This is a genomic window from Sphingomonas sp. R86521, from assembly GCF_042466235.1.
Classification (GTDB): Bacteria; Pseudomonadota; Alphaproteobacteria; order Sphingomonadales; family Sphingomonadaceae; genus Sphingomonas.
On sequence record NZ_JAXHBY010000001.1, the window covers coordinates 1077550 to 1102727 of the forward strand.

Annotated in this window: 23 protein-coding genes and 2 pseudogenes; 18 read left to right on the forward strand and 7 right to left on the reverse strand. The window is 66.2% G+C overall.

The annotated features are described in order from the left end of the window. Positions 1–10: 10 nt before the first annotated feature. The 5 genes from SJY20_RS05050 (at position 11) to SJY20_RS05070 (ending at position 6070) form a co-directional block, all read left to right on the forward strand. Positions 11–328, forward strand: a complete 318-nt coding sequence (locus SJY20_RS05050; RefSeq protein ID WP_380785501.1) for a UrcA family protein — start codon at positions 11–13, stop codon at positions 326–328. A 122-nt stretch (positions 329–450) separates the two neighbouring features. Further along, positions 451–1692 (forward strand): efflux RND transporter periplasmic adaptor subunit, encoded by a 1242-nt coding sequence (locus SJY20_RS05055; RefSeq protein WP_380785502.1) that lies wholly within the window; start codon positions 451–453, stop codon positions 1690–1692. Between the two features lie 13 nt (positions 1693–1705). After that, a complete protein-coding gene (locus SJY20_RS05060; protein WP_380785503.1) occupies positions 1706–2386 on the forward strand; it encodes an ABC transporter ATP-binding protein in 681 nt (226 codons plus the stop codon). 11 nt (positions 2387–2397) lie between these two features. Next, positions 2398–4833, forward strand: coding sequence for an FtsX-like permease family protein (locus SJY20_RS05065; protein ID WP_380785504.1), 2436 nt, complete (start codon positions 2398–2400; stop codon positions 4831–4833). Continuing rightward, positions 4826–6070 (forward strand): TolC family outer membrane protein, encoded by a 1245-nt coding sequence (locus SJY20_RS05070; protein WP_380785506.1) that lies wholly within the window; start codon positions 4826–4828, stop codon positions 6068–6070. Before SJY20_RS05065 ends, SJY20_RS05070 begins: the two co-directional genes overlap by 8 nt. Before the next feature lie 145 nt (positions 6071–6215). Here the strand turns inward: SJY20_RS05070 and SJY20_RS05075 are convergent. Further along, positions 6216–6466 (reverse strand): annotated as a pseudogene (locus tag SJY20_RS05075) (integrase); the annotation flags it as partial. 209 nt (positions 6467–6675) lie between these two features. Then, the gene (locus tag SJY20_RS05080) at positions 6676–7689 is read right to left on the reverse strand and encodes a helix-turn-helix domain-containing protein (protein ID WP_380785507.1); all 1014 of its coding nucleotides are present in this window, start codon (positions 7687–7689) and stop codon (positions 6676–6678) included. A gap of 338 nt (positions 7690–8027) precedes the next feature. On the opposite strand from SJY20_RS05080, the gene SJY20_RS05085 reads away from it, so the two are divergent. The 6 genes from SJY20_RS05085 (at position 8028) to csgH (ending at position 12220) form a co-directional block, all read left to right on the forward strand. Beyond that, positions 8028–8441 (forward strand): curli assembly protein CsgF, encoded by a 414-nt coding sequence (locus SJY20_RS05085; RefSeq protein WP_380785508.1) that lies wholly within the window; start codon positions 8028–8030, stop codon positions 8439–8441. 4 nt (positions 8442–8445) lie between these two features. Next, on the forward strand, positions 8446–9441 hold the full coding sequence (locus tag SJY20_RS05090) for a CsgG/HfaB family protein (RefSeq protein ID WP_380785509.1): 996 nt from the start codon (positions 8446–8448) through the stop codon (positions 9439–9441). Between the two features lie 335 nt (positions 9442–9776). Then, complete coding sequence (locus SJY20_RS05095) at positions 9777–10901, forward strand: hypothetical protein (RefSeq protein ID WP_380785510.1); 1125 nt, start codon at positions 9777–9779, stop codon at positions 10899–10901. 58 nt (positions 10902–10959) lie between these two features. Further along, positions 10960–11526 (forward strand): hypothetical protein, encoded by a 567-nt coding sequence (locus SJY20_RS05100; RefSeq protein ID WP_380785511.1) that lies wholly within the window; start codon positions 10960–10962, stop codon positions 11524–11526. Further along, the gene (locus tag SJY20_RS05105) at positions 11523–11897 is read left to right on the forward strand and encodes a hypothetical protein (RefSeq protein WP_380785512.1); all 375 of its coding nucleotides are present in this window, start codon (positions 11523–11525) and stop codon (positions 11895–11897) included. Before SJY20_RS05100 ends, SJY20_RS05105 begins: the two co-directional genes overlap by 4 nt. Further along, positions 11894–12220, forward strand: a complete 327-nt coding sequence (gene csgH, locus SJY20_RS05110) for a curli-like amyloid fiber formation chaperone CsgH (RefSeq protein ID WP_380785513.1) — start codon at positions 11894–11896, stop codon at positions 12218–12220. The genes SJY20_RS05105 and csgH overlap by 4 nt, the downstream gene beginning before the upstream one ends. A 12-nt stretch (positions 12221–12232) precedes the next feature. On the opposite strand, the gene SJY20_RS05115 is transcribed toward csgH, so the two are convergent. Together SJY20_RS05115 and SJY20_RS05120 are read right to left on the reverse strand one after the other, a co-directional pair. Further along, positions 12233–12736 (reverse strand): hypothetical protein, encoded by a 504-nt coding sequence (locus tag SJY20_RS05115; protein ID WP_380785514.1) that lies wholly within the window; start codon positions 12734–12736, stop codon positions 12233–12235. A 1250-nt stretch (positions 12737–13986) separates the two neighbouring features. Beyond that, on the reverse strand, positions 13987–14643 hold the full coding sequence (locus tag SJY20_RS05120; protein ID WP_380785515.1) for a peptidylprolyl isomerase: 657 nt from the start codon (positions 14641–14643) through the stop codon (positions 13987–13989). 136 nt (positions 14644–14779) lie between these two features. Here SJY20_RS05120 and SJY20_RS05125 point away from each other — a divergent pair, with 136 nt between their 5' ends. The 4 genes and pseudogenes from SJY20_RS05125 (at position 14780) to hslU (ending at position 17797) form a co-directional block, all read left to right on the forward strand. Then, the gene (locus SJY20_RS05125) at positions 14780–15328 is read left to right on the forward strand and encodes a glycoside hydrolase family 108 protein (protein ID WP_380785516.1); all 549 of its coding nucleotides are present in this window, start codon (positions 14780–14782) and stop codon (positions 15326–15328) included. A gap of 112 nt (positions 15329–15440) precedes the next feature. Beyond that, positions 15441–15680: pseudogene (locus SJY20_RS05130) on the forward strand (3TM-type holin); the annotation flags it as partial. A 131-nt stretch (positions 15681–15811) separates the two neighbouring features. Further along, positions 15812–16366, forward strand: a complete 555-nt coding sequence (gene hslV, locus SJY20_RS05135; RefSeq protein ID WP_380785517.1) for an ATP-dependent protease subunit HslV — start codon at positions 15812–15814, stop codon at positions 16364–16366. Positions 16367–16498: 132 nt separating this feature from the next. Next, entirely contained in the window at positions 16499–17797 is a 1299-nt protein-coding gene (gene hslU / locus SJY20_RS05140; protein ID WP_380785519.1) for an ATP-dependent protease ATPase subunit HslU, read from the forward strand. Positions 17798–17828: 31 nt separating this feature from the next. Here the strand turns inward: hslU and SJY20_RS05145 are convergent, their stop codons facing one another. The 3 genes from SJY20_RS05145 to SJY20_RS05155 all read right to left on the reverse strand — a co-directional run bounded on the left by SJY20_RS05145 (position 17829) and on the right by SJY20_RS05155 (position 20992). Beyond that, positions 17829–18095 carry a hypothetical protein gene (locus SJY20_RS05145; protein ID WP_380785520.1) on the reverse strand — a complete coding sequence of 89 codons (267 nt, stop codon included), beginning with the start codon at positions 18093–18095 and terminating at the stop codon, positions 17829–17831. A 55-nt stretch (positions 18096–18150) separates the two neighbouring features. Continuing rightward, positions 18151–19593, reverse strand: coding sequence for a DEAD/DEAH box helicase (locus SJY20_RS05150; protein WP_380785521.1), 1443 nt, complete (start codon positions 19591–19593; stop codon positions 18151–18153). A 214-nt stretch (positions 19594–19807) separates the two neighbouring features. After that, on the reverse strand, positions 19808–20992 hold the full coding sequence (locus SJY20_RS05155) for an acetyl-CoA C-acyltransferase (RefSeq protein ID WP_380785522.1): 1185 nt from the start codon (positions 20990–20992) through the stop codon (positions 19808–19810). A gap of 171 nt (positions 20993–21163) precedes the next feature. Here SJY20_RS05155 and ruvA point away from each other — a divergent pair, with 171 nt between their 5' ends. The 3 genes from ruvA (at position 21164) to ptsP (ending at position 25136) form a co-directional block, all read left to right on the forward strand. Next, positions 21164–21760 carry a Holliday junction branch migration protein RuvA gene (gene ruvA, locus SJY20_RS05160; protein WP_380785523.1) on the forward strand — a complete coding sequence of 199 codons (597 nt, stop codon included), beginning with the start codon at positions 21164–21166 and terminating at the stop codon, positions 21758–21760. Beyond that, complete coding sequence (gene ruvB / locus SJY20_RS05165; RefSeq protein ID WP_380785524.1) at positions 21757–22779, forward strand: Holliday junction branch migration DNA helicase RuvB; 1023 nt, start codon at positions 21757–21759, stop codon at positions 22777–22779. The genes ruvA and ruvB overlap by 4 nt, the downstream gene beginning before the upstream one ends. Before the next feature lie 83 nt (positions 22780–22862). After that, a complete protein-coding gene (ptsP, locus tag SJY20_RS05170; RefSeq protein ID WP_380785525.1) occupies positions 22863–25136 on the forward strand; it encodes a phosphoenolpyruvate--protein phosphotransferase in 2274 nt (757 codons plus the stop codon). The last annotated feature ends 42 nt before the right edge of the window (positions 25137–25178 follow it).

Below are 25178 nucleotides of genomic sequence, written 5' to 3' on the forward strand. Positions count from 1 at the left end.
GGATCCTGCCATGACTATGAACCAACGGATCGTCTGCTCCTTCCTGAGCCTCGCCGGTGCCGCCAGCCTCGTCGCCATCTCCAACCCTGCCAGCGCCAGCATTGTCGGCATCGACGCTCCTCGGCAAACCACGATAAAATATGGCGATCTCGACCTCGGTAACGCCGCCGGCCGGCTCGTTTTCGACCGTCGCGTTGCCAGCGCCGCCAACCTGGTTTGCGCGCAGGACGACCGCCTGCGGTCCGCATCCGAGCTGTCGTGCCGTCGCGCCGTCGTCAAGCAGGCGCATCGGACCGCCGGCCTCGATGGCCATTCCGTACATGGTTGAGCAGCAGGACCGGGACTGTCCGACGCCGGACAGTCGCCGTCCGGATCTGGACACTCGCGTATGGGCCACCGATCGTGACATCTGACTTTCCCGCAAGCCCGACCGCGACCAGTGGCGCGAGCATGGATCGTCGCGTCGACACGCCACGGCTCTCGCGTCGGCGCATCGGCCTCGGGGCTGCGGCGGCGCTTGCGATCCTGTGCATGATCGCGCTGTGGCGGTTCCTTCCGTCAGCAGGGTCGACCAACGTCGCCGCGGCCGACGTCGAGACTGCCGCGGTAACGCGCGCACCGTTCGATGATGCGGTCCCAGTCCGCGCGACCGTCGCACCGAGCGTGACGACGCTGGTCGGCGTGGTCTCGGGCGGCCAGATCGAACGCCTGATCGTGCAGGACGGTGCGGCAGTGGTCGCCGGTCAACCGCTGGCGACGCTCGCCAATCCTCAGCTGAAGCTCGATATCCTGACGCGCGAGGCCGCGATCGCGAGCCAGCTCGGCCAAGTGTCCGGAGAGGATCTCTCGCTGGAACGCAGCTCGCGCGACCGCGATACGCAGGTGGCCGGCGCCGACTATGACCTGATCAAGGCGCGCCGCGACCTGAGCATTCGCCAGCAGCTCCACGACAAGGGGTTCGTGTCCGACGCCGGTCTGAAAAGCTATCAGGAGGAAGCTGCGTATCAACGCCAGCGCGTCGCGCAATTGCATGCCGCGGAAGGTGCCGAGCAGCGGATCGCCAAGCTCCAGGCGAGCCGGTTGTCGGATACGCGTGGCCGTCTGTCGAGCAATCTCGCAGCAGTACGCGACGGCCTGGACGCGCTGACGATCCGTGCACCCGCGACGGGCCGGCTCACCAACTTTACGATTCAGCCCGGTCAGTCGCTCAAGCCCGGCGATCCGGCCGGACAGGTCGACAGTGAAGGGTCGTGGAAACTGATCGCCGACGTCGACCAGTATTTCCTCGGTCGCGTCCAGATCGGGCAACGGGCGAGCGGCGAAGGGGCGCCGAGCCTCGTCGTCACCAAGGTGCTGCCCGCGGTGACGGACGGTCGTTTCCGCGTCGAGCTCAGCTTTCGAGGGACCGCGCCAGCAGGCCTCAACCGTGGCCAGGCGCTAGACGCTCGGATCACGCTGGGCGCGGCACGTCCGGCCATCGTCGCCCCCCTCGGCGGCTGGCTCGACAGCGATGGTGGCGCCGCCGCCTATGTCCTCGATGCGGGCGGGACGCACGCGATGCGCCGCACGATCCGGATCGGCCGCCGCAACGCGGGGCAAGTCGAAATCCTGTCCGGCGTCGCGGCCGGCGAACGCATCGTCACATCCGACACCAGCGGCTTCAACAAAGCCGCCTCGATCAACCTCAAGTGAAGGGTCCGCCATCATGATCACCCTGGACGGCATTCAGCGCCGCTATCTCTCCGATGCGGTCGAGACGACGGCGCTTGCCGATATCAACCTCCATGTCGCGGCCGGCGAGTTCGTCGCGATCATGGGGCCATCGGGTTGCGGCAAGTCGACCTTGCTCAACACGCTCGGCACGGTCGACCGGCCGACCGGGGGACGCTATCTGTTCGACGGTCGCGATCTGGCGAGCGAGGGCGAGGCGACGCTGGCCCAGTTCCGCGCGCAGACGCTCGGCTTCGTGTTCCAGAGCTTCAACTTGATCGACGAACTGACGATCGCCGAGAACGTCGAACTCGGGCTGGCCTACCGCAAGGACCAGAAGGGCGACCGGCGTGGCCGGATCGAGGCGGCGATGGACCGCGTCGGCATCTCGCACCGCGCGCGTCACTATCCGCACCAGTTGTCGGGCGGCCAGCAGCAGCGCGCGGCGATCGCCCGCGCGATCGTCGGCGATCCCAAGCTGATCCTCGCCGACGAGCCGACCGGCAACCTCGACACCGAAAACGGCGCGCAGGTGATGGGCATCCTCGAAAGCCTCAACGCCGCCGGGGCGACCATCATCATGGTCACGCACAGCCCCGCGCACGCCGACCTCGTCGGCCGGCGCATCGACATGCTCGACGGGCGCATCGTCGCCTCCGTCGCGCGCCAAATCTGAAGGGACACTTCATGAACCGTTTCGCCCTGATCAGTTTCTGGCGGTCGCTGACCCGCCACCGGCTCTACGCCGCGCTCAATATCGGCGGGCTCGCGCTCGGCATCGCGGTGTTCCTCGTCCTCGCGCTCTATGTCCGGTTCGAGACGAGCTTCGAACATTGGCTGCCCGGCCACCAACAGGTCTATCTGATCGAAAGCCACACCAACGACGATCTGAACAGCGTCCGTGCGCGGGAAACGACGCCGGTCGCTGCGTGGACTGCGATCCATGCCGATCTGCCCGATGTCGTCGGGACGCGTATCGTCGACAAGGACGCGGCGGTGGTGAAGGGCGGGGTCGGGATCCGCGAACGCATCGGGCTGGTCGACCCGAACGTTTTCGACGTGTTTCGTATGAAGGCGAGCGACGGCACTCTGCCAGTCCGGTTCGTCGATCCGACCGCGATCGTCATCACGAAGCGGACGGCGACCAAATATTTCGGGTCGGGCTCGCCGATCGGCGCACCGTTGGCGGTGTCGTATGGCGGCAAACATTATGCCTACCGCGTGGTGGCCGTGATCGACGACCTGCCGGACAGCACCCGGCTCGACAGCGACCTGATCGCCCCGCTGGTCATCTCGCAGGATCGCGCCGATCCGTTTTACGTCGACAATCATCAATGGAATTATGGCGGACCCGAAACCTATGTGCGCTTGCCCGACCCGGCGTCCGCGACGCGGCTGGCGGCAGCGTTGCCCGGCATTGTCGCGCGCCACGTGAAGACCGAGACGCCCGGCAACGACGATTTCGGGCTGACGCTGTCCTTGGCGAAGCTGGATGGCGCGCATTTTCGGACGCCCGGCACGCTTCTGATGGTCACGACCCTGGGCATCATCGGGCTGCTGACGTTGATCGTGGCGATCGTGAACTACGTGAACCTCGCCACCGCCCGCGCGGGGCTCCGCGCGCGCGAAGTGGGTATGCGCAAGGTTCTCGGTGCGGATCGCGCTACGCTGCTCCGGCATTTCGTCGGCGAAGCGGTGGCGACGACGCTCATCGCCGCAGTGTTCGGCCTTGCGCTTGCCGAACTCGGCGTGCCGTTGGTCAACGCGGCGACCGGGCTCGATCTGTCGATCCGCTACGCAGGGCTTGACGGCGTGCTGTTGCCGCTTCTCGTGCTTGCGGTCGTCATCGGCGTGGTATCGGGCCTCTATCCGGCTGTGATTCTATCGCGTGTGCCCGCCGCAGCGGTTCTCGCATCCGCGCGTTCGCCCGGCGGCGGACGGGCAGGGGCCCGGATCCGTGAGGGTCTGGTCGTCTTCCAGTTCGCGGTCACGATCGCGCTGATCGTCGGTACGATGGTGCTGGTCGCGCAGACCCGCCACGTTCGCGCGACCGACGTCGGCTATGATCGCGACCGGCTGTTGCTGGTGCGCTCGTTCGGCAGCGACAGCCTTGATGCGGCACAGCGCGAGTCGCTGCTTCATCGCTTTGCCGCGTTGCCGAACGCACGCGGGGTCAGCGTCGGTACCTCGGTTCCGGGGCGTGGGCTGTTCACCTCGACCACGTCCTATCCGATCCCCGGCATGTCCGGCTCGGGACCCTCGATCGAGCGGTACGATGTCATGCCCGGCTATTTCGAGGTGCTTGGCGCGAAGTTGATCGCGGGAAGACAGTTCGACCCAGCTCGTCCCGCCGACGTCAATCCCGACAAGCCCGGGGTGGACGGATCGGAACGCCTGCCTGCCAACATGATTATCAACCGGAGTGCAGTCCGCGCCTTTCACTTTGCCAGTCCCCAGGCGGCAATCGGCAAGACCGTCGGCCGGGAAACGCCCCGGACGATCATCGGGGTCGTCGAGGACATGCGGTTCAACTCGCCGCGCGACAAGATTTCGCCTACCGGATACATGTTTGATCTGCGGCCGCCGAACTCGTCCGTCGCGGTGATCCGCTTCCGCGGCGAGGCCAAACCGTTCACCGATGCCGCGCGCGACGCATGGCGGCGCGAAGTGCCTGCGATCCCGTTCGATGCGCGCACGACGATCCAGGCGCTCGACAAGCTTTACAAGGCCGACGACCGGATGGCGAACCTGTTCGCGATCGGTGCCGGGCTGGCGGTCGCGATCGGCTGTGTGGGTTTGTGGGGCCTCGCGTCATTCACGACAGCACGCCGGGTACGCGAGATTGGTATCCGCAAGGTGCTCGGCGCGTCGTCCGGCGACGTCGTTACGCTGCTGGTCGGGCAGTTCCTGCGCCCGGTGCTGATCGCCAACTTGCTTGCGTGGCCGCTCGCCTATGTCGCGATGCGTGCATGGCTCGCCGGGTTCGACGATCGGATCGCGTTGTCGCCCTTGTACTTCATCGCGGCGAGCGCGCTGGCGCTGGTGATCGCGATCGCCACGGTGCTGTCACAGTCGATCCGTGCCTCGCGTGCCACGCCTGCCTGGGCACTGCGCCATGAATAGGGTCTGGATGACGGGTGCAGCGTTGCTCGTCGCCGCACCGGCGTCGGCCGAGACGCTGGCGGATGCAGCATGGGCGGCGATCGCGAGCAACCCGACGCTTGCCGCCGCAACCGCTCGGCAGGATGCGCTTGCCGAGACACCCGAGCAGGCGCGGGCTCAGGGGCGGCTGACCGCGGATGCCGCTGCGACCGGCGGGTATGACCGCTACGACCGTGGCACGAGCGGCGGCGGCACCGTCTCCGCATCGCTGCCGATCTGGACTGGCGGTCGCGTCCGCACCGCGGTCCGCGCCGCCGACGCCGACGTCGCAGCGGGCGAGGAAGGCGTCCGCGACACGTCCGCCGCCGTGCTCAGCGACGTCGCGAGCGCCTATGCCGACCTGCTGTTCCAACAGGAATCCGTCGCGATCGTTCGCGCCGATATCCAGTTGCTCGAGAGCCAGGTGGCGGAATCCAAGGCACGGTTCGATCTGGGGACGGGGACGCAGACCGACGTGTCTCGCCTTGTCGCGCAACGTGCATCGGCCGGCGCTACCGAGGCCAGCGCAGTGGCGGCCCTCGCGGCAGCTGCCGCGGCGTACCGCGCCGTCGTCGGCACCGATGCGGGTACTCTCGCACCGCCGCCAGCGATGCTCGCGGGATTGCCTGCAACCGTTGACGAGGCACGGGTGCGAGCGATCCATGCGAACCCGCTATATCGCCAGGCGCGATCGGCGGGCGATGCTGCCGACGCACGGATCGGCGTCGCGCGGAGCAACGGAGCGCCTAGCGTCGGGATCGGCGCAAGCTATGGCTATGGCTACACCACGGGCAGTGACAGTGGTGGCTATGTTCGCAGTGCCGCAGCTGGTGCGACGTTCCGCGTGCCGCTGCTCACCGGCGGTCTCGTCGCGTCGCAGGTCCGGCAGGCAACCGCGGACGCCAAGGCCGCGCGTTACGATACCGAAGCCGTATCCAGGGCGGTGATCCGTGCCACCGATACAGCCTGGGCGAACGTGGTCGCCGCCAAGATGCGGGTCGACGCCAATACGCAAGCGGTCACCGCCGCCGATCGTGCGCTCGCCGGCGTGAAGGCCGAATATGCGGTGGGCTTGCGCTCCACGCTCGACATCCTGATCGCGGACGAAAGCCTGCGCGGTGCGCAGTTGGCGCTTGCGGGCAGCCGAAGCGACCTACTCACCAGCGAAACTGCGCTGCTTCGGGCAACGGGTACGCTGAACGTAGCAGCATTCGACTGAAAGACGACGGGATGACAGCCGTGGATCGAGGACGGTTACAAATTCAGTTGCTCACCGTAAATGCGTACGTGCCGACTGTGAATGAACTTCGGAAGTTGGGGAACAAGAAACCCGCCGCGGGTGTCCCGGACTGGGTCAGTCTGCTTCAGACCTCAGTGCGTTCTGCCAACTCTAGGGCATCTTCGACATCGACGCCAAGGTGTGGGACGATACTGTCGATCTTGGCGTGGCCGAGCAGGATCTGCACCGCACGTAGATTACCGGTCGCCTTGTAGATGTGGAACGAGCATATTGCCGCGTGCTCATATGACGCATGTAATCGTTCCGGCTGGGAAAGACGTAATCGTCGACGCCTTTAGCCGGGCGTCCGAGGCACACGTGCATCGTTTTCCGGGCTGCCTCCCCGACCGGAGTTGAGAAGAGGGAAAGGCCGCCTTAATGTGCGCAATTGGGTCTCATCGATCTACGGTCGCACCGACGTGATCGCCCGAGTTACGGTCAATTTGTCGTGCTGCTCGAATAGAGATGTTCCGCGGGTCACCGACTGGGACCCAGGCCGGGAGGCGCGGCGTAGCACGTCACGCGGGTAAAAACGTCGATCGCGCTTACGAGATCTGATCGCTCGTGCGCGGACCGTGATAATCGCGAGGCGCGACCCCGAAACGCGCGCGGAAGACGCGCGAGAAATGCGAGAGATCGCTGAAGCCGCAGGCGAAGGCGATCGATCCGACGCGACGCGATAGGACCGGAGTCGATCGCAGCGCCTCTTCGGCGGCATCGAGCCGAACGTCGAGCAGCATGCGCCCGAAGCTGCGGCCCGTGCGCTGGCATGCAGCGTGGAGCGTCCGGACCGAACAGCCGAGAGCGGCCGCCGCGCTCGTCGGTGTCAGGCTGTCGTCGCCGACGCGTTGCGACAATAGCCGGATCAAGCTCGGCATGACGGCGCCGTCGATCGCGGGCGCCGGCATCTGGTGGGGGCGCAGCGCCATGTCGAGTGCGCTTGCGAACAGGTCGCTGCACTGCGCCATCTCGCTGGCGTCAGTGGCCTCCATCAGCGCGCTCAGCGCGGCCTTGACCACGCGCCCGGTGCCGTTGAGCAGATCGACGCTGCGCGTCACCGCGACGCCGAGCGACAATCCGCACCGCGCCTGCAACCAGGCGATCGGCATCGCGACGCAGAGCTGACTGAACGGCTGTTCGAACTTGAGCTCGAACAGATGGTCCGCGAGAACGATCGCGCCGCTGCCGGGCTCGGTCTTGCGGACGCCGCCGCCGCTGCGGACCTCGCCGGACCCCGACAGCTGGATGTTGAAATAGGCGAAGTCGCCGCGCGTCGTCGCGATCTCGCGTGGGCCGCGCCGCACGACCTGCGACGATCCCTCGATCCTGCAGACGGTCAGGGGGCCGCGTTGCATGCTCTGGAGCGCGCCGTGAAAGGGCCCGGCACCGATCGCTGCGGGGACCAGCGGTACGAAGGTGTCGCTGATGCCGGTGCGCCAGTCCTCGACATTGTCGTAGCTCGATTCGTGGATCGAGTCGTACAGCGCGCGGGGGCGGCCGCGATACTCGTGCGGCAACCAGTCGGCACGCCTCGGACTTGGCTTCAGACCCTCTGTCACACGCCCCCCAACGGCTGCACCCCGACTAGACGCGTACCCGTCCGCGCATGACTCCACAATAATTCATGTCGCATCGCGCGTGTCGGTAACGATTTCTAAAGATTTGCTTCGAGTCGCCAGAATATTGGACCGACTTGCAGAGCACCAGGTATCGGCCCCGCGAACAGAGGCACATTTGACGGAGCGAGCAATTCCTTGACTGACAGCGCAGCATAAGCGCTGCGCGCTTGTCGCTCCATTGGCCACGGAGCAAGCCACGCCTCGAAGTCTGCGGCGCCATCGATCCGCATTGTGCGGCGGTGGGGCGGGGCTCGACACGGGCAGCAGGGGGGGCGGTCATGCATAAGCATCGGATTCTGGTCGCGGGGGTCGCGCTTGCAACGGCCGGTTCGGCACAGGCCTCGACGCTCACCTATGTCCCGACCGATCCGTCGTTCGGCGGCAGCCCGTTCAACAGCAGCCATCTGCTCGGCATCGCCAATGCGAACGACAAATATGCCGATCCGGCAAGCGCGGCGAGCAACGACCCGGCGAAGCAGTTCGTCGACCAGCTGCAAAGCCGGCTATTGTCGACCGTCGCGTCGCAGATCGCCGACAAGATCTTCGGGGCGAACCCGGCGGAGTCGGGCCATTTCACCTTTGGCGACCAGGTCATCGATTTCGTTCGCGGCGCCGAGAGCGTGACTCTGACGATCTTCAACACGACCACCAATGCCAAGACGACCATCACGCTCCCGTTGCTGGGTGGGTGAGTCGATGACGCGAGGGGGTATCCTGGCCGTGCTGGCGACGGGGGCGCTCGGCGGATGCGCGGCGGGGAGCAGCGTGTCGCATCCGTCGAGCTGGTCGCCGCCGCATATCGCGCAGGCGACGCCGGCGCAGAAGACGCTCGAAAATCTGCCGCCCGCAGAGCGCAAGGTGGCGGTCGCGGTATACGGCTTTTCCGACCAGACCGGACAGTTCAAGGATAGCGACAGTGTCCAGACGCTGTCGCGGGCGGTGACGCAGGGGGCGACGTCGATCCTGGTCAAGGCGTTGCAGGATGCCGGGCAACGCTCGTGGTTCCAGGTGATCGAGCGCGAGCGGCTCGACAATCTGCTGAAGGAGCGCTCGGTCATCCGCGAGATGCGCGCGGCGTATCTGGGCGAGGCCGAACTCAACCGCGAGGCCCTGCCGCCCCTGCTGTTCGCCGGGATCCTGCTCGAGGGCGGGATCATCGGGTATGATTCGAACACCAAGACCGGCGGCGTCGGCGCCCGCTTCCTGGGGATCGGTGGCAGCACCAAATATCGCGAGGACACCGTCACCGTCTATCTGCGGGCGATCAGCACCAAGACCGGCGAAGTGCTGCTCTCGGTCAATTCGCGCAAGCAGGTCGTCTCGGTCGCACTCGGCGCCGACGCGTTCCGCTATGTCGGGTTCAAGGACCTGCTCGAGATCGACAGCGGCATCACGTACAACGAGCCCGTCGAGCTCGCCTTGCAGCAGGCGATCGAGAAGTCCGTCTATGCGCTGATCATGGAGGGCGCCGAACAACGGCTGTGGTGCTTCCGCGCCGACCAGCCGACCGCCGAACGGCTGGTGCGAGAGCACATCGCCGAGCGCGACCATCGCACGCTTATCGAGGTGAAGCTTCCCGCCGATGCGCAGGGGCGAACCTATTCGACCGCATGCCCGATCTCTTCGGTCGCGATCGCCCGAGGCGCACCAGCGCAGCCGGGCGTGCCGCAGCCGGGCCGACCCGGCTCCTAGCTGCGGCGCTAGCGAGAAGGATCAGACGGAAATCCGCCGGCGGGCCTGTGCCTTAGAAACCCGACCTGCCGACGGATCGCACGAGCAGATTTCGCGAACGGAAATCGCCCGATGAGATGGCCTACCGCCGCACTGGCGGGCGTCGATCGTCGGTCGTCCGGGACGAACGCTGCGACCTGTGCGGCGCGGTGACCGGCGTGAACCGATCGAAGGCGTGGCCGCATCCTGCGGCACCCGCGCTTTCGAAAGGATGAACGCCGCGCCGCGCCGCCCGGTCTGCTCCGCATCAGGGCTGCGGAGCGGATCGACGACGACGCCCGCCACAGGAGGAAAGAATGCGCAAACTTCTACTCACCGTCAGCCTGGCCGCACTCATGACGTCACCGGCCTTTGCCGATAATTCGAAGAGCACGATCACCCAGAAGGACCTCAACAACACTGCACAGGTCTTGCAGACCGGCGCGAAGCTCGGCGGCACGTCAGAGATCACCCAGTCGGGGAGCATCCAGAACGCCGTCGTGACCCAGTCGGACGACGGCGGCCGCGTCAACAGCAAGCTCACCGCCAATGCGAGCGTCATCACCCAGTCCGGCAGCGCCAACCTCGCCACGGTCGACCAGATCGCGGAGACGATCGACCGCGTTAATTCGAGCAAGATCACGCAGAGCGGTTCGCTGCAGAAGGCGACGCTGGTGCAGCGCGACGATGGTCAGGTCTCTACGATCGAACAGGGCGGCACCAAGCAGGTCGCGACCGTGACGCAGGGCCGCGCCCAGTCGAACGACACCAGCTGGTACAACGGGTCGGCGGTCAAGCAATATGGCGCGGCCAACACCGCAACCGTGACGCAGCTTGGTTATCGCAACGACAGCGCGATCGACCAGAACGGCACCAACCTCAGCGCCACCGTCACGCAGGCCGAGGGTATGCACAACGCGTCGTCGTTCATCACGCAGACCGGCAACGACAACGTTGCCAAGGTCAATCAGGGGGGAACGCTGGGCTCGCAGTCGACGATCACGCAGGGTGGCTCGTTCAACACCGCCAACGTCAACCAGTCGAACTTCGACAACAATTCGAACGTGAACCAGACCGGCACGGTGAATATCGCGCAGGTCGATCAGATCGGTCATGGCGGTGGCGCGTCGGCCTTCCAGTCGGGCAACCACCAATATGCCGAGTTGAACCAGTCTGGCACCAGCAACACCGCCGGCTTTACCCAGAGCGGCGCGTATCAGCTCGCCTACGCCACCCAGTCGGGAACGGGCAACAGCTCGGACATCACGCAGTCGGGCCAGCTGCAATATGCCACTGTGACGCAGTCGGGAAATGCCAACGCGTCGACGATCAACCAGACCGGTAACACGTACAACTATGCCGTCGTCTCGCAGACCACCAACGGCAACACTTCGGCTATCACGCAGAACGGGGCCGGACTGATCGCGGTGGTGCATCAGTAAGTCACGCCTTCATCCGGGCGGCACCAGGCCGCCCGGACCCTTTTTCGGAAGATCGACGATGACGCGTCTGCCCATTCTTCTTATCATCGTACCCCTGCTGGTGGTCGCGAACGGCGCCCGCGCGCAGGGTGGCAATGTCGGTGTCAACAGCGACGCCTTTGTCGACCAGGTCGGCGCGGCGAACAGCGTGGCGGTGGCGCAGAGCGGTGCCGCGGTCGCGCGGATCGCGCAGCAGGGCACCAACCAGACGGTCCAGCTCACGCAACACGTCGTTGGCACCGGCAGCAGCGCGCGGATCGACCTGGACATGCGCGGGCTTATCAACGACGCGGTGGTGACGCAGCACGGCGTCGCGGTCGCCACCGTCGCGATCGCGGGCACGGGCAACAATCTTTGGCTGGCGCAGTCCGGCGGGGTCGCCGGTGCCGCGAACGCGGTCGCGCTCGCGCAGAGCGGCATCGGCAACAGCGCAACGCTCGCCCAATATGGCAGCGGCAATGCGATCGCGCTGACGCAGACGCACAACGACAATGTGGCGGCGATCAGTCAGACCGGCACCAATCTGGCAATCAAGATGACGCAGGATGGCGGCGCCCGGGCCATCGTCAGTCAGGTCAACCGATGATCCCGACCTTGGCCCTTCTCGTCGCCGGCGCCCTGATCGGCCAGACCGTCGAACAGATTCAGCCGACGCGCAGTCCGCCGCCCGGACACGCGCACGGCGTGGCGAGTGACACCACGCAGGTCGCGCAAGTGCCACCCCAGGCCGTTGCGGTCGATCAGCCGGTGCTAATCGAGGCGACTGGGCACAAGCCCGACACCACAGTCGATGTAGCACGTGCCTATGCCACGCTGTTGGCGAACGGATCGGCAGCACGCGCAAACACGCCCGACCTCGGCGCACGCACGGTTGCCGAGGTCGCCGCCGCGGCTGGGCTGGTGGCCGCGCCACAGCCTGCGGCCAAGCCGACGCCACCCGCGGCGCCCACGCCATGATGCCGCCGATCCCGGTCGCCCTGATCGCCGCCGAAGTCCCGGCCGATGCGCAACCGATACAGGCGCTGATCGAGCGAACGCGCGATTCCGTCCGCGTCCGGCTGATAGGATCGGCCCGACGGTCGGTCGATGCCACGTACACGCTGACGATCACCGCAGGCAGCAATCGGACCAAACAAGGCGGCAACGCGCATCTCGTCCCGGGCATTTCGGTGACGTTGCTTGATCTGACGCAATCCACCGCGGCGCAATGGGGTGGCGTGCTCGACGTGCAGATCGCCGGGGGTCGCGGATATCGGATGGTCCTCGGCGACGTCTTCTGATTACGCCCTGGCTCACGGCGACGCTGGCCGGTCGTTAACGTCGCTGGCTAACGAGCGTTGAAGGCGCAAACCGGGTCCCAGGATTATGCCGAATACTACAACGGCAACGAGCGCCGCGCTGCGAAGGAAACAGTTCTTCTTGTTCACCAGCGTCTGTAACGCCATCGACGGCTTCATAAATCGGGCGATTATCAGCGGACCCGACACCATTCTCGCCGACGCCCGGACGATCGCGTAATATCCGCCGATATCAACAAGAGCGAGCACACCGCGCGCCAGCGATGCAGCCACCACGCCGGCCATAACACTGGCCCCGTTCCAACCGCCGATGCCGAACGCCGCGGAGAAGATCAGATAGCCGAACGATGTGAGCCCGTTGATGACGACCAGGATCCAGCCGGCAAGCCGTGCGCCCGGGGCTTCACCTAGCCGCCACCAAATCCATCCCAGCGTCGCCAAGCCGATGTTGACCAGCGTCCCGGCCCCCGAGACGAAGCGGCCGGCAGCGACGGACATCGCTTTGGTATTTTACCTGTAGGCAATCGTGATCTTCAGCAAGCACCAGGCAAGGTACCAAATATTATTTCGGAGCGTGTGAGGGGAATCATGGTGAGCTTCATGCTTGGAGAAAGCCCACTGAAACGGCTAGAATGACATTCCGAAAGGTCCTGGCGCTCAACTGGGTGTGTGGGGCGCGCAAATTTGAATCCTGTTGCCTTGATCAATAGATCATGGGCGTTGCACGCGTCGCGAGAGTTGCCCGTTTTTGTATGTCGGCAGCGCGGACGACCGTAGCTTGGCGGGGCCTGCAACGCTTCGTGCCCCAAGCTAGCGAAGCGTTGAGGCGTCGCATGTCTACAGCCGTGGTCAGCGGACCGCTAGCCTTAGGGAAGGCGATGCAGTCGATGTTCTCCTTCGCGACTGTTGATACCGCTTGAGCCTTCTTTCATAGGGCTGGGCTGTGTTCGAAGGCAGCCTAGGGCATCAGCCTATCGATAAGCTCAAGAATATCTGACAGCTTTGCGCCGATTAACGTTTCGCCGACCTCGTCCGCTATGTTCAAGGCCCGGCTCACTGCGGCGCGGAGGGAATCTCCGTTTAGATTATCAGTTTTTGACATTTCTCTAGGAGCACTTAAAAGTTTAAAGCGTCCACCACGTTAATGTAAACATAGGTTCTCGCCGTGTCGCATAACATGAGTTAAATTTTAAGGATGGTGATCGACAATGATTGGAGATCAAAAACGCAGTGATGCCGCGAAGTACCTTCTGAACATGAGGGTGCAGCGAAATCGGCATTTTCCTAGCGAGCTATTTGACGAGCACGCCTGGAATATATTGTTGATTTTGTTTGTAAGTCTCGCAGGGAACGAGGTCGTTGCGGAAAAAGACTTGCTTGAAAGAACGCGGTTGCCCGTAGCTACCGGACGGCGGTGGCTAAATCACCTTGTACAAGACGGGCAGGTCGAGACCCGCAATGACGGAGACGACGTAGTCTTGTCCGCCTCGGCAGTGGCCGCAATGCGTGCGTTTCTCGACCAGCAAGGTAGCTCTGCGACAGCTGACGCATGAATTGAGCGCAAATCTGCCGACTGTGCCAAATGCGTACTCTCCCCGTGGCGATGCCTTACCGGGGTAGAAAGCAGACTTGGTGCCGTAGCGGCGGCGCTATGCTTTTGTCACACTCTCCGTCGCCGGATACTCGGACGGCAGTAGCAGCGTGCGTGACGGTCAGCTAGAGTACATCCGATAATTCGCCGAAGCGGCTCAATTCCCCGTCAGCAACCAAACCTTCGGGCCGCCAGTCGGCTTCGGCACGCCGTCCAGCCGCCGCGCGCTGATCAGTTTCACCTTGTGGATGATCATCTGCCCCTTGAAGGCGTCCATGCCGCCGCCGCTCGGTTCGGCGAGGATGCGTTTCACGGTATCGCGGCCGGCGACCAGGTGTCCGAACGCGGCGTAGCCGGGGTAGCCCGGGCGCGCGTCCATCTGGGGCGCGGGGCCGATCGTGATGACGAAGTTGCCGCCCGCCGAATCGGGGTTCTGCGCGCGCGCCATCGACACCGTCGCGTCGAGGTGGCGGATCCCGGTCATCGCCGTGGTCTCAAGCGGGAAGGGCGGCAGGATGCGCCGCGCGTCGGTCTGGATGCCGCCCTGGATAAACCCCTTTTTCGGATCCGCCTTGCTCCGCGACGCGCGGTAGAAGCTGGTGCCGTCGAATCGGCCGTCGTCGACATAGCCGAGGAAGTTCGCCGCGGTCTTGGGCGCGCGCCGGGTGTCGATCGCCAGCATCAACGGTCCGTCGGAGGTCACGATCTTGACCCGGACGATACCGGGTTTCGGGCCGGGTATTGGCTCCGGCCGGGGCTGGGCGAGGGTAGTGGACGGCGCGAGCGCCATAAGCGAAGCGAGAAGGAAGCGCATCGGCGCGCGCTAGCCGCGCGCTGGTCCCGGCGCAACCGGAGGCGCGGCGGGTCACGCGCAACCATGCGCGAATCCCCTGTCCTACAGCGAACCGATATGGTTCACGTTTCGTTCCAACACCGGCGGGAGCGTGACGATGCACAGCGACTTGATCGACCCCCTAATCGATGCTGTGATCGACCGCGAAGGCGGCTTCGTCGATCATCCCGTGGATCGTGGCGGGGCCACGAGATGGGGCATCACCGAAGCGGTCGCGCGCGCCAACGGCTATACCGGCGCGATGCAGATGCTGTCGCGGGCGACCGCGGCAAGCCTCTACCGGCGGCTCTACTGGCTCAAACCCGCTTTCGACACCGTCGCGTCGCGCGCGCCGAAAATCGCCGAAGAGCTGTTCGATACCGGAATCAACATGGGCCCCGCAGTCGCGACCGGCTTTCTCCAGCGCGCGCTCAACGCGCTCAACCGCGGCGCCGCCGACTATCCCGACATCGTGCTCGACGGCGTCGTCGGCCCGCGCCTGCTCGCCGCACTCGACGCCTTCCTCGCGCGCCGCGGCCCCGGCGCCGAAGCCGTGTTGCTCAAGGCGATCGAGGCGCTGCAGGGCGAACGCTATGTCGCGCTCGCCGAACGTCGTCCCGCGAACGAGGCGTTCCTCTACGGCTGGCTGGCGAACCGCATCGGTTAGCGAGGCCCGACCGTATTTCATAGGGCGTGGGCGTGACCTTTGTGACCTTCCAGCCCTGCTCCACCCATCCCGATCACCCCGTCTGGAAAGGCCGACGATGTCCGATCCCCTACCCGACCCCTGGCCCGCCCGCGCGCGGCCCGCCTTTCTCTACGTGATGTATGTGCTGTTGCTCTGGTCGATCCCGATGGGCGTGGTCGCGGCGATCAGCCCGGCGACCGCGGCGGCGATGATCCGCGGGATGAGCGCCTATCTGAACGGCATCCCCGAACCGCTCTACGCGCTCTTCGGCACCGGCTATCTCGGCTACACCGCGGCCCGGTGCTGGGGAAAGATGCGCGGGACGGAGTAACTTACCGCCGTCATCCCGGGCTCGTCCCGGGATCCAGGGTTACAGGCGTCGTCGTTCGTGGCTCTGGATCCCGGGACGAGCCCGGGATGACGGGATGTTGTACGAACCGGCCCACACCCTACATCCGCCCCATGAGCGAAAACAAAACGCCGGTCTGGCACGGCACGACGATCCTGTCGGTCAGGCGCAACGGCAAGGTCGTGGTGATCGGCGACGGTCAGGTCTCGATGGGCCAGACGGTGATGAAACCCAATGCACGCAAAGTGCGGAGGCTGGGCGACGGCAGCGTGATCGGCGGGTTCGCCGGCGCCACCGCCGACGCCTTCACGCTGTTCGAGCGGCTGGAGCGGAAGCTCGAAGCGCACCAGGGCCAGCTGCTCCGCGCCGCTGTCGAGCTGGCGAAGGACTGGCGCACCGACAAGTTCCTGCGCAACCTGGAAGCGATGATGATCGTCGCGGACAAGGACGTCACGCTGATCCTGACCGGCAACGGCGACGTGCTCGAGCCCGAGGCCGGCGTCGCGGCGATCGGCTCGGGCGGCAACTACGCGCTCGCCGCCGCCCGCGCGCTGGTCGATTACGAACAGGACGCCGAGACGATCTGCCGCAAGGCAATGGCGATCGCCGCCGAGCTCTGCGTGTACACCAACGACCGCCTGACGATCGAGACGATCGCGACCGACTAACTCTTCTTTCCCCTCCCGCAAGCGGGAGGGGGCAGGGGGTGGGCTCGCGCTCACCTCCGGCGCTGCCACCCGAAGACAGCGCGAGCCCACCCCTAGCCCCTCCCGCTTGCGGGAGGGGGACAGAGTAGAAAAATGAACGACCAGCTCACCCCGAAGGCCATCGTCGCAGCGCTCGACGCACACATCATCGGCCAGTCCGCCGCCAAGCGCGCGGTCGCGGTCGCGATGCGCAACCGCTGGCGTCGCCAGCAGCTCGACGAGGATCTCCGCGACGAGGTCACGCCAAAAAACATCCTGATGATCGGGCCCACCGGCTGCGGCAAAACCGAGATCAGCCGCCGCCTGGCGAAGCTGGCCGACGCACCGTTCGTGAAGGTCGAGGCGACCAAGTTCACCGAGGTCGGCTATGTCGGCCGCGACGTCGAACAGATCGCCCGCGACCTCGTCGAGGAAGCGATCCGGCTGGAAAAGGAACGCCGCCGCATCGCGGTGAAGGACAAGGCCGAGGAAGCCGCGATGGGCCGCCTGCTCGACGCGCTGGTCGGCAAGGACTCCAGCCTGGCGACGCGCGAGAGCTTCAAGCAGCGCTTCCTCGACGGTCACCTGAACACCGCCGAGATCGAGATCGAGGTCGAACAGGCGCCGACCACGCCGTTCGAGATCCCCGGTGGCGCGCCACAGATGATCAACCTCGGCGAGATGATGAAGTCGTTCGGTGGCGGCCAGCAGCTGAAGCGGCGGAAGCTGACCGTGACCGCAGCGTGGGACAAGCTGGTTGAGGAGGAGGCCGACAAGCGCCTCGACCAGGACGAGGTCAGCCGCGTCGCGCTGGCGGATGCCGAGGCCAACGGCATCGTCTTCCTCGACGAGATCGACAAGATCGCGGTGTCGGACGGCCGCGGCGGTGGTTCGATCAGCCGCGAAGGCGTCCAGCGCGACCTGCTCCCGCTGATCGAGGGCACCACGGTCGCGACAAAATACGGGCCGATGAAGACCGACCATATCCTGTTCATCGCGAGCGGCGCGTTCCACGTCGCCAAGCCGTCGGACCTGTTGCCCGAGCTGCAGGGCCGGTTGCCGATCCGCGTCGAGCTGAAGGGGCTGACCGAAGCCGATTTCGTCGCGATCCTCAGCGATACCAAGGCGTCGCTGCCGCTGCAGTACAAGGCGCTGATCGCCACCGAGGGCGTCGAAATCGTCTTCACCGAAGACGGCATCGCCGCGATCGCGCGGATCGCCGCCGAGGTGAATGCCGAGATCGAGAATATCGGCGCGCGGCGGTTGCAGACGGTGATGGAGAAGCTGCTCGCAGACGTCAGCTTCCATGCCGAGGACCGCGGCGGATCGAGCGTCACGATCGACGGCGCCTATGTCGATAGCCAGCTGAAGGAAATCGCGCGGAACACCGACCTCAGCCGCTACGTGCTGTAGCCGACCACCCCCTCCCATCCGGGAGGGGGCGTCATAGAATCACGGTTCTCGGCTTGGCGCCCTTGATCCCGGCCAGGATCATCGCCTCCCATACCGCCGGATCACCCGCCGCTGCCATCGCCCGGTCGGGTTCGCGCAGCGTCTTCAGGACGGCGATCGCATCGGGCAGGTATTCGGGCCAGGCGCTGTCGATATGCGCTGCCGCCGATTCCTCGTCGCCGCCCGCATTCGCGCTGATGCGCTGGCCGGCCAGCACGCGCGCGATGCGCTCGGCGACCGGTGTGGTGGATACGTCCATGGGCAATCTCCTCGCGGCTTCGGCTCAGCCTAAACCGCGAGGAGACCGAAGTCGATTACCGCGGCGAGCTGGACCCGGTACCGCGGCCGCCGCCCTGGCCACCACGACCGCCGCCGCTCTGACCACCGCTGGGGCGTCCACCGCCCTGGCCACCGCTCGGACGACCACCACGACCGCCGCCGCCCTGGCCACCGCCGCCGCCCTGACCGCCACGGCTCGCGCCGGCGTAGTTGCGGCCGGTGCTGCCCGTCGGGCTTGGCGAATGCGTCGCGCGCGGCCGTGCCGGCTGGCGCTGGCGCTCGATCCGGACTTCGGGATCGGCACCCATCGTCTTGACGCGCGTCGCCTTGATCTGGTTCGACAGGTTGACGAAGTCCTCCGGCAGCGGCTGGACCGTCACCTTCTGGCGGGTGATCCGCTCGATGTCGCGCAGGTACGTCTTCTCGTCATCGGCGCAGAACGCGACCGCGATGCCGCTGGCGCCGGCGCGTGCGGTACGGCCGATGCGGTGAACATACTGCTCGGCGACGTTCGGCAGCTCGAAGTTGATGACGTGACTGACGCCCGAGACGTCGATACCGCGTGCCGCGATGTCGGTCGCGATCAGAACCTTGACCTTGCCCTGCTTGAACTCGCCCAGTGCCCGCTCGCGCTGGCCCTGGCTCTTGTTGCCGTGGATCGCGTTGCTGGCGATGCCGTTGCCGGCGAGCAGCTTCACGACGCGGTCGGCGCCATGCTTGGTGCGCGTGAAGACGAGCGCACGGTCGATCGCAGGATCGGCCAGCGTGATCGTCAGCAGCGCCTGCTTCTCCGACTGGTTGCAGAAGGTGACATACTGGTCGACGCGCTCGGCGGTGGTCGCGGCCGGCTTCACCGACACCGTCTTCGGGTCGAGCAGGAACTGCGACGCGAGCTCGCGGATCGCGGTCGGCATCGTCGCCGAGAAGAACAGCGTCTGGCGCTTCTTCGGCAGCATCCGGACGATCTTTTTCAGCGCGTGGATGAAGCCGAGATCCATCATCTGATCGGCTTCGTCGAGCACCAGGATCTCGATCATCGACAGGTTGCAGAAGCCCTGCTCGATCAGGTCGATCAAACGGCCCGGTGTCGCGACCAGGATGTCGACGCCGCGGCTCAGGTCCTGGCGGTTCTTGTTGATGCTGGTGCCGCCGAACACGGTCGTCACCGACATCTTGCTGAACTGGCCGTAGGCGCGGGCGCTGTCGGCGATCTGGCTGGCGAGTTCGCGCGTCGGTGCGAGCACCAGCATGCGGCAATGCGTCGGCAGGACGCGCTTCTGGTTCTCAGTCAGGCGCTGGATCGACGGCAGCACGAACGCCGCGGTCTTGCCGGTGCCGGTCTGCGCGATGCCGAGCAGGTCGCCGCCTTCGAGCAGGATCGGGATCGACTGTGCCTGGATCGGCGTCGGCTCGGTATAGCCCTTGGCTTCGAGCGCACGGACGAGGGGCTCGGCAAGGCCGAGGTTTGCGAATGACATGTAGAGTCTCTCAATAGATGCCGGGCTCGTGAATCCACGCAGGACGCACGAGTGACGGTGGTGATTGACACCCCGCGTGAAAAGGGAAGCCCGTTGAAATCGACCGAGGCGGAGCTTGGACGGGTTAGGTCCGAATCACGCTGCATGACGCCTCGATGAGGACGCACCTGCAGCATCATCCGCGAATTGTCAAGATCGGGGGCTTCCCCGCCCGTCACACCCGCTCGACCGCGATCGCGGTTGCCTCGCCGCCGCCGATGCAGAGCGCTGCGACACCCTTCTTCAATCCACGCAGCTTCAGCGCAGCGACGATCGTCGCGATGATACGCGCGCCGCTCGCGCCGATCGGATGGCCCAGCGCGGTCGCGCCGCCGTTTACGTTCAGCTTGTCGCGGGGGATGCCGAGTTCGTGCATCGCGATCATCGCGACGGTGGCAAACGCCTCGTTGACCTCGAACAGGTCGACCTCGTCGATGCTCCAGCCGGCGCGGTCCAGCACCTTCCGGATCGCGGAGACCGGCGCGGTCGTGAACTTCGCGGGCTCATGCGCGTGAGCGGCGGTCGCGACGATCACCGCTTCCTGCGTCAGGCCAAGACGCTCGGCAACGCTCGCCCGCGTCAGCACCAATGCGGCCGCGCCATCCGAGATCGATGCGGAGGTTGCGGCGGTGATCGTGCCGTCCTTGGCAAAGGCCGGCTTCAACCCCGGGATCTTCGCCGGCTTGGCCTTGCCGGGCTGCTCGTCCTCGCTGACGATGACGTCGCCGCCGCGGGTCTTGACCGTGACAGGGACGACCTCGTCCGAGAAACCGCCGCCGGTGACCGCCGCACTGGCGCGCGCCAGGCTTTCGAGCGCGAAGGCGTCCTGCGCCTCACGCGTGAACTGGTATTCGCCCGCGGTATCCTCGGCAAAGGCACCCATCGGCTTGCCCTTGTCATAGGCGTCTTCCAGCCCGTCCATCATCATCGAATCCGATACGACGTCGTGCCCGATGCGCGCACCGGCGCGGTGCTTGGCGAGCAGGAACGGCGCGTTGGTCATGCTCTCCATCCCGCCTGCGACCACCACGTCGACGGTACCCGCCATCAACGCCTCGGCGGCCATGATCGTCGCCTGCATGCCCGATCCGCACATCTTGTTGATCGTCGTCGCCTCGACCGAGATCGGCAGCCCGGCACCGAGTGCAGCCTGACGCGCGGGCGCCTGTCCGAGCCCGGCGGGCAGCACGCAGCCCATGTAGATACGGTCGATCGCGGCGGGGTCGACACCCGCGCGCTCGACCGCCGCGCGCACCGCGGTCGATCCGAGTTCCACCGCCGTGACGCCGGACAACGCCCCCTGGAACCCGCCCATCGGCGTGCGGGCATAGCTGGCGATGATGATCGGGTCGGCGGTCATGGCATATCCTCTGAAAAACCGGTCGCGCGTCTGTGGCGCGAGCCGCATGTCGGTGATGAGGCGCGGATATGGTGATCCGCGTCGCGCGGGTAAAGCGGACCCGACAATAAGGTTCTGCGCGCACGCTGCCGAGGGGGTGACTGCAGTCTCCCTTTGTTCTACCCCGCCGTCATGATCGCGCATCTCAAAGGACGTTTGGATTCCACCGGCATCGACCACGCGGTGATCGATGTCGGCGGCGTCGGCTATCTGGTCGGCGCGTCGGCGCGGACGCTGGCGGCGCTGGGGCCGGTCGGCGAGGCGGCGACCGTCTTCACCGAGATGCTGGTATCGGAGGATTCGATCCGGCTGATGGGCTTTTCCAGCGGGTCGGAGCGCGACTGGTTCCGCTTGCTCACCGGCGTGCAGGGGGTCGGCGCGCGCGTCGCGCTGGCGATCCTGTCGGCGCTCGAGCCGAACGACCTGTCGCGGGCGATCGCCAGCGGCGACAAGGCGATGGTCGCGCGGGCCAACGGTGTCGGGCCGAAACTGGCGCAGCGGATCGTCATGGAGCTGAAGGACAAGACCGGCGGCATTCCGCTCGGGCCGGGCGGCGTGGCGATGGCGGCACCGGTCGGCGCGTCGGCCGATGCGGTGTCGGCGCTGCTCAACCTCGGCTTCCGCCCTGCCGAGGCGGCTAGCGCGGTGGCCGCGGCCGAAGAGGAACTGGGCGAGACCGCCAGCCTAGACGCGCTGGTCCGCCTCGCGCTGCGCAAGGCCTCGAAGTGAGCGACGATCGCATTATCGATGCAGCCCGCCGTCCCGAGGATGTCGACGCCGCATTGCGTCCCAAGACGCTCGACGATTTCGTTGGGCAAAAGGCCGCGCGCGAGAATCTGCGGGTGTTCATCCAGGCGGCGAAGAACCGCGGCGATGCGCTCGATCACGTGCTGTTCTTCGGTCCGCCGGGTCTCGGCAAGACCACGCTCGCGCAGATCGTCGCGCGCGAGATGGGGGTGGGGTTCCGCGCCACCTCCGGGCCGGTGATCGCCAAGCAGGGCGATCTCGCCGCGCTGCTGACCAACCTCGAGGACGGCGACGTGCTGTTCATCGACGAGATCCACCGCCTGCAGCCCGCGGTCGAGGAGGTGCTGTACCCCGCGATGGAGGACCGCGCGCTCGACCTGATGATCGGCGAGGGCCCCAGCGCGCGCAGCGTCCGCATCGACCTGCCGCGCTTCACGCTGGTCGGCGCGACCACCCGGCAGGGGCTGCTGACGACGCCATTGCGCGATCGCTTCGGTATCCCCGTGCGACTGCAATTCTATACGGTCGAGGAATTGACCCGCGTCGTCACACGCGCGGCCGGGCTGCTCGGACTCGCGATTGCTCCAGACGGCGCGGTCGAGATCGCCAGGCGCGCACGCGGTACGCCGCGGATCGCCGGTCGGTTGCTGCGACGGGTGCGCGATTTCGCCGATGTCGCAGGGCACGCGATCGTCGACCGCAATGCAGCCGATTCCGCACTGACCCGGCTCGAAGTCGATTCGCTCGGGCTCGACGCGATGGACCGGCGTTACCTGATGATGATCGCCGACATCTACCGCGGCGGACCGGTCGGCGTCGAAACCCTCGCCGCCGGTCTCAGCGAACCGCGCGACACGATCGAGGAAGTGATCGAGCCCTATCTGATCCAGCTCGGCCTCGTCGCCCGCACCGCGCGCGGCCGCTGTCTCAACGCCGGCGGCTGGAAGCATCTCGGCCTTAATCCCCCCGCCGGCGCACAGGATGGGTTGTTCGACGCATGACCGATCGCGCAAGCGCATCGGCTTCCGACCGACCTAGCTTTTGTTGCGTGGCACCCAAGCCCTCGACCTGCTAGCCAAAGTCCATGCCCGTTTCGGCCGCCGCCTCCGCCCGCGAGATCCTGACCCGCCTCCACGACGTGATGGCGGCGCGGACGACTGCGCAGATGAAATTGAACTCGGTCGTCGCGATCATCGGCGAGACGATCGATAGCGAAGTCTGCTCGATCTACCTGCTCCGCGAAGGCGTGCTCGAGCTGTACGCGACGCGCGGGCTCGATCAGGGCGCGGTGCATGTCACCAAGCTCGCGATGGGTGAGGGGCTGGTCGGCACGATCGCCGAGCGTGTCGAGGTGCTGAACCTCGATGAGGCTGCCAGCCATCCCGACTTCGCGTACAAGCCCGAGACCGGCGAGGATCGCTTCCACAGTTTTGCCGGCGTCCCGATCATCCGCAGCGAACGCGCGGTTGGCGTCCTTGCGGTGCAGCATACCGATCGCCGCAAATACGCCGATGTCGAAATCGAGGCACTCCAGACCGTTGCGATGGTGCTGTCCGAGCTGATCGCCAATGCCGGGCTGATCGACACCACCGGCGGCGGCGTCGATCGACCGCAATCGACCGCGGCAATGCGCATCCCGGGCCAGAAACTGGTCGACGGCATGGGCGCGGGCTATGCGGTGTTCCACCAGCCGCGGATCCATATCGAGCATACCGTCGCCGAAGATACCGACGCCGAGCGCCACCGCGTCTATGCCGCGTTCGACAAGATGCGCGAAGGCATCGACCGCATGACCCGCGAGGCGGAATTCGGCGGCGGCGGCGAGCATGAAGAGGTGCTCGCGACCTACAAGATGTTCGCCTATGACGAGGGCTGGTCGCGGCGCATCAACGAGGCGATCGATTCCGGACTGACCGCCGAAGCCGCGATCGAGCGCGTCCAGCAACGCACGCGCCAGCGGATGCGGCAGATCGACGATCCGCTGCTCGCCGATCGCATGCACGACCTGGAGGATCTGTCGAACCGGCTGATCCGCATCGTTTCCGGGCAGATGGGTACCGCGGCTCAGGTCGGCCTGCGCCAGGATACCATCCTCATCGCGCGCAATCTCGGGCCCGCCGAACTGCTCGAATACGACCGCCGCCGCCTAAAGGGCGTGGTGCTGGAGGAGGGCTCGCTGACCGCGCATGTCACGATCGTCGCACGGGCGATGGGCGTGCCGGTGCTCGGCCGTGTCCGCGATGTCCGGCGGCTGATCGCAGAGGGCGACCTGTTGCTGCTCGACGTCACCGACGGCACCGTGTTCGCGCGCCCCAACAGCGGCATCGAGGAATCGTTCGAGGCGCGCCTCGCGCTCCGGCAAAAGCGCAAGGCGGCGTTCGCGGCGTTGCGCGACGTGCCGCCGGTGACCAAGGACGGCCACCGCCTGACGCTGATGGTCAACGCCGGCTTGCGCGACGACGTCGCCGCGCTCGACGTCACCGGCGCCGACGGCATCGGGTTGTTCCGCACCGAGTTCCAGTTCCTGGTCTCCGCGACGCTGCCGCAGCGCGAACGCCAGCAGCGGCTGTACCGCGAAGTGCTCGACGTCGCGGGTGATCGGCCGGTGATCTTCCGCACCGTCGACATCGGCGGCGACAAGGCGCTGCCCTATCTGCACAAGACCGACGCCGAGGAAGAGAACCCCGCGATGGGGTGGCGCGCGCTGCGGCTCGGGCTCGAACGCGACGGCCTGATGAAGGTGCAGGCCCGCGCGCTGCTGGAGGCGGCGTCGGGGCGGACGCTCAACGTGATGTTCCCGATGGTCAGCGAACCCTGGGAATTCGACGAGGCGCGGGCGTTGTTCGAGGATCAGCGCGCCTGGCTGACCAAGCGCGGCCGGCAGTTGCCGATCGCGATTCGCTATGGCGCGATGCTCGAGGTGCCGGCGCTTGCCGAACAGCTGGACATCCTGTTGCCGCGTATCCAGTTCCTGTCGATCGGCACCAACGACCTCACCCAGTTCCTGTTCGCTGCCGATCGCGCCAATCCGAAGCTTGCTGAGCGCTATGACTGGCTAAGTCCGTCGATCCTGCGCTTCATCGCGCGGCTGGTCGGTCCGACGCGGGCGGCGGGGGTCGATCTGGCGGTCTGCGGCGAGATGGGTGGGCGTCCGCTGGAGGCGATGGCGCTGATCGGGCTCGGAATCGAACGGCTGTCGATCACCCCGGCGGCGGTCGGTCCGATCAAGGCGATGGTCCGCAGTCTCGATCGCGCCGCCGTTACGGCGTTCGTGACAGCCTTGCTCGCCGACCCGCCGCGCGACATGCGCGGTGCGCTGACCGACTGGGCGTTGCAAAACGGCGTCGAATTGACCTGAGCACGTCGCCCGATCCGCAGGGACCGCGTTGACAGCGCTTGG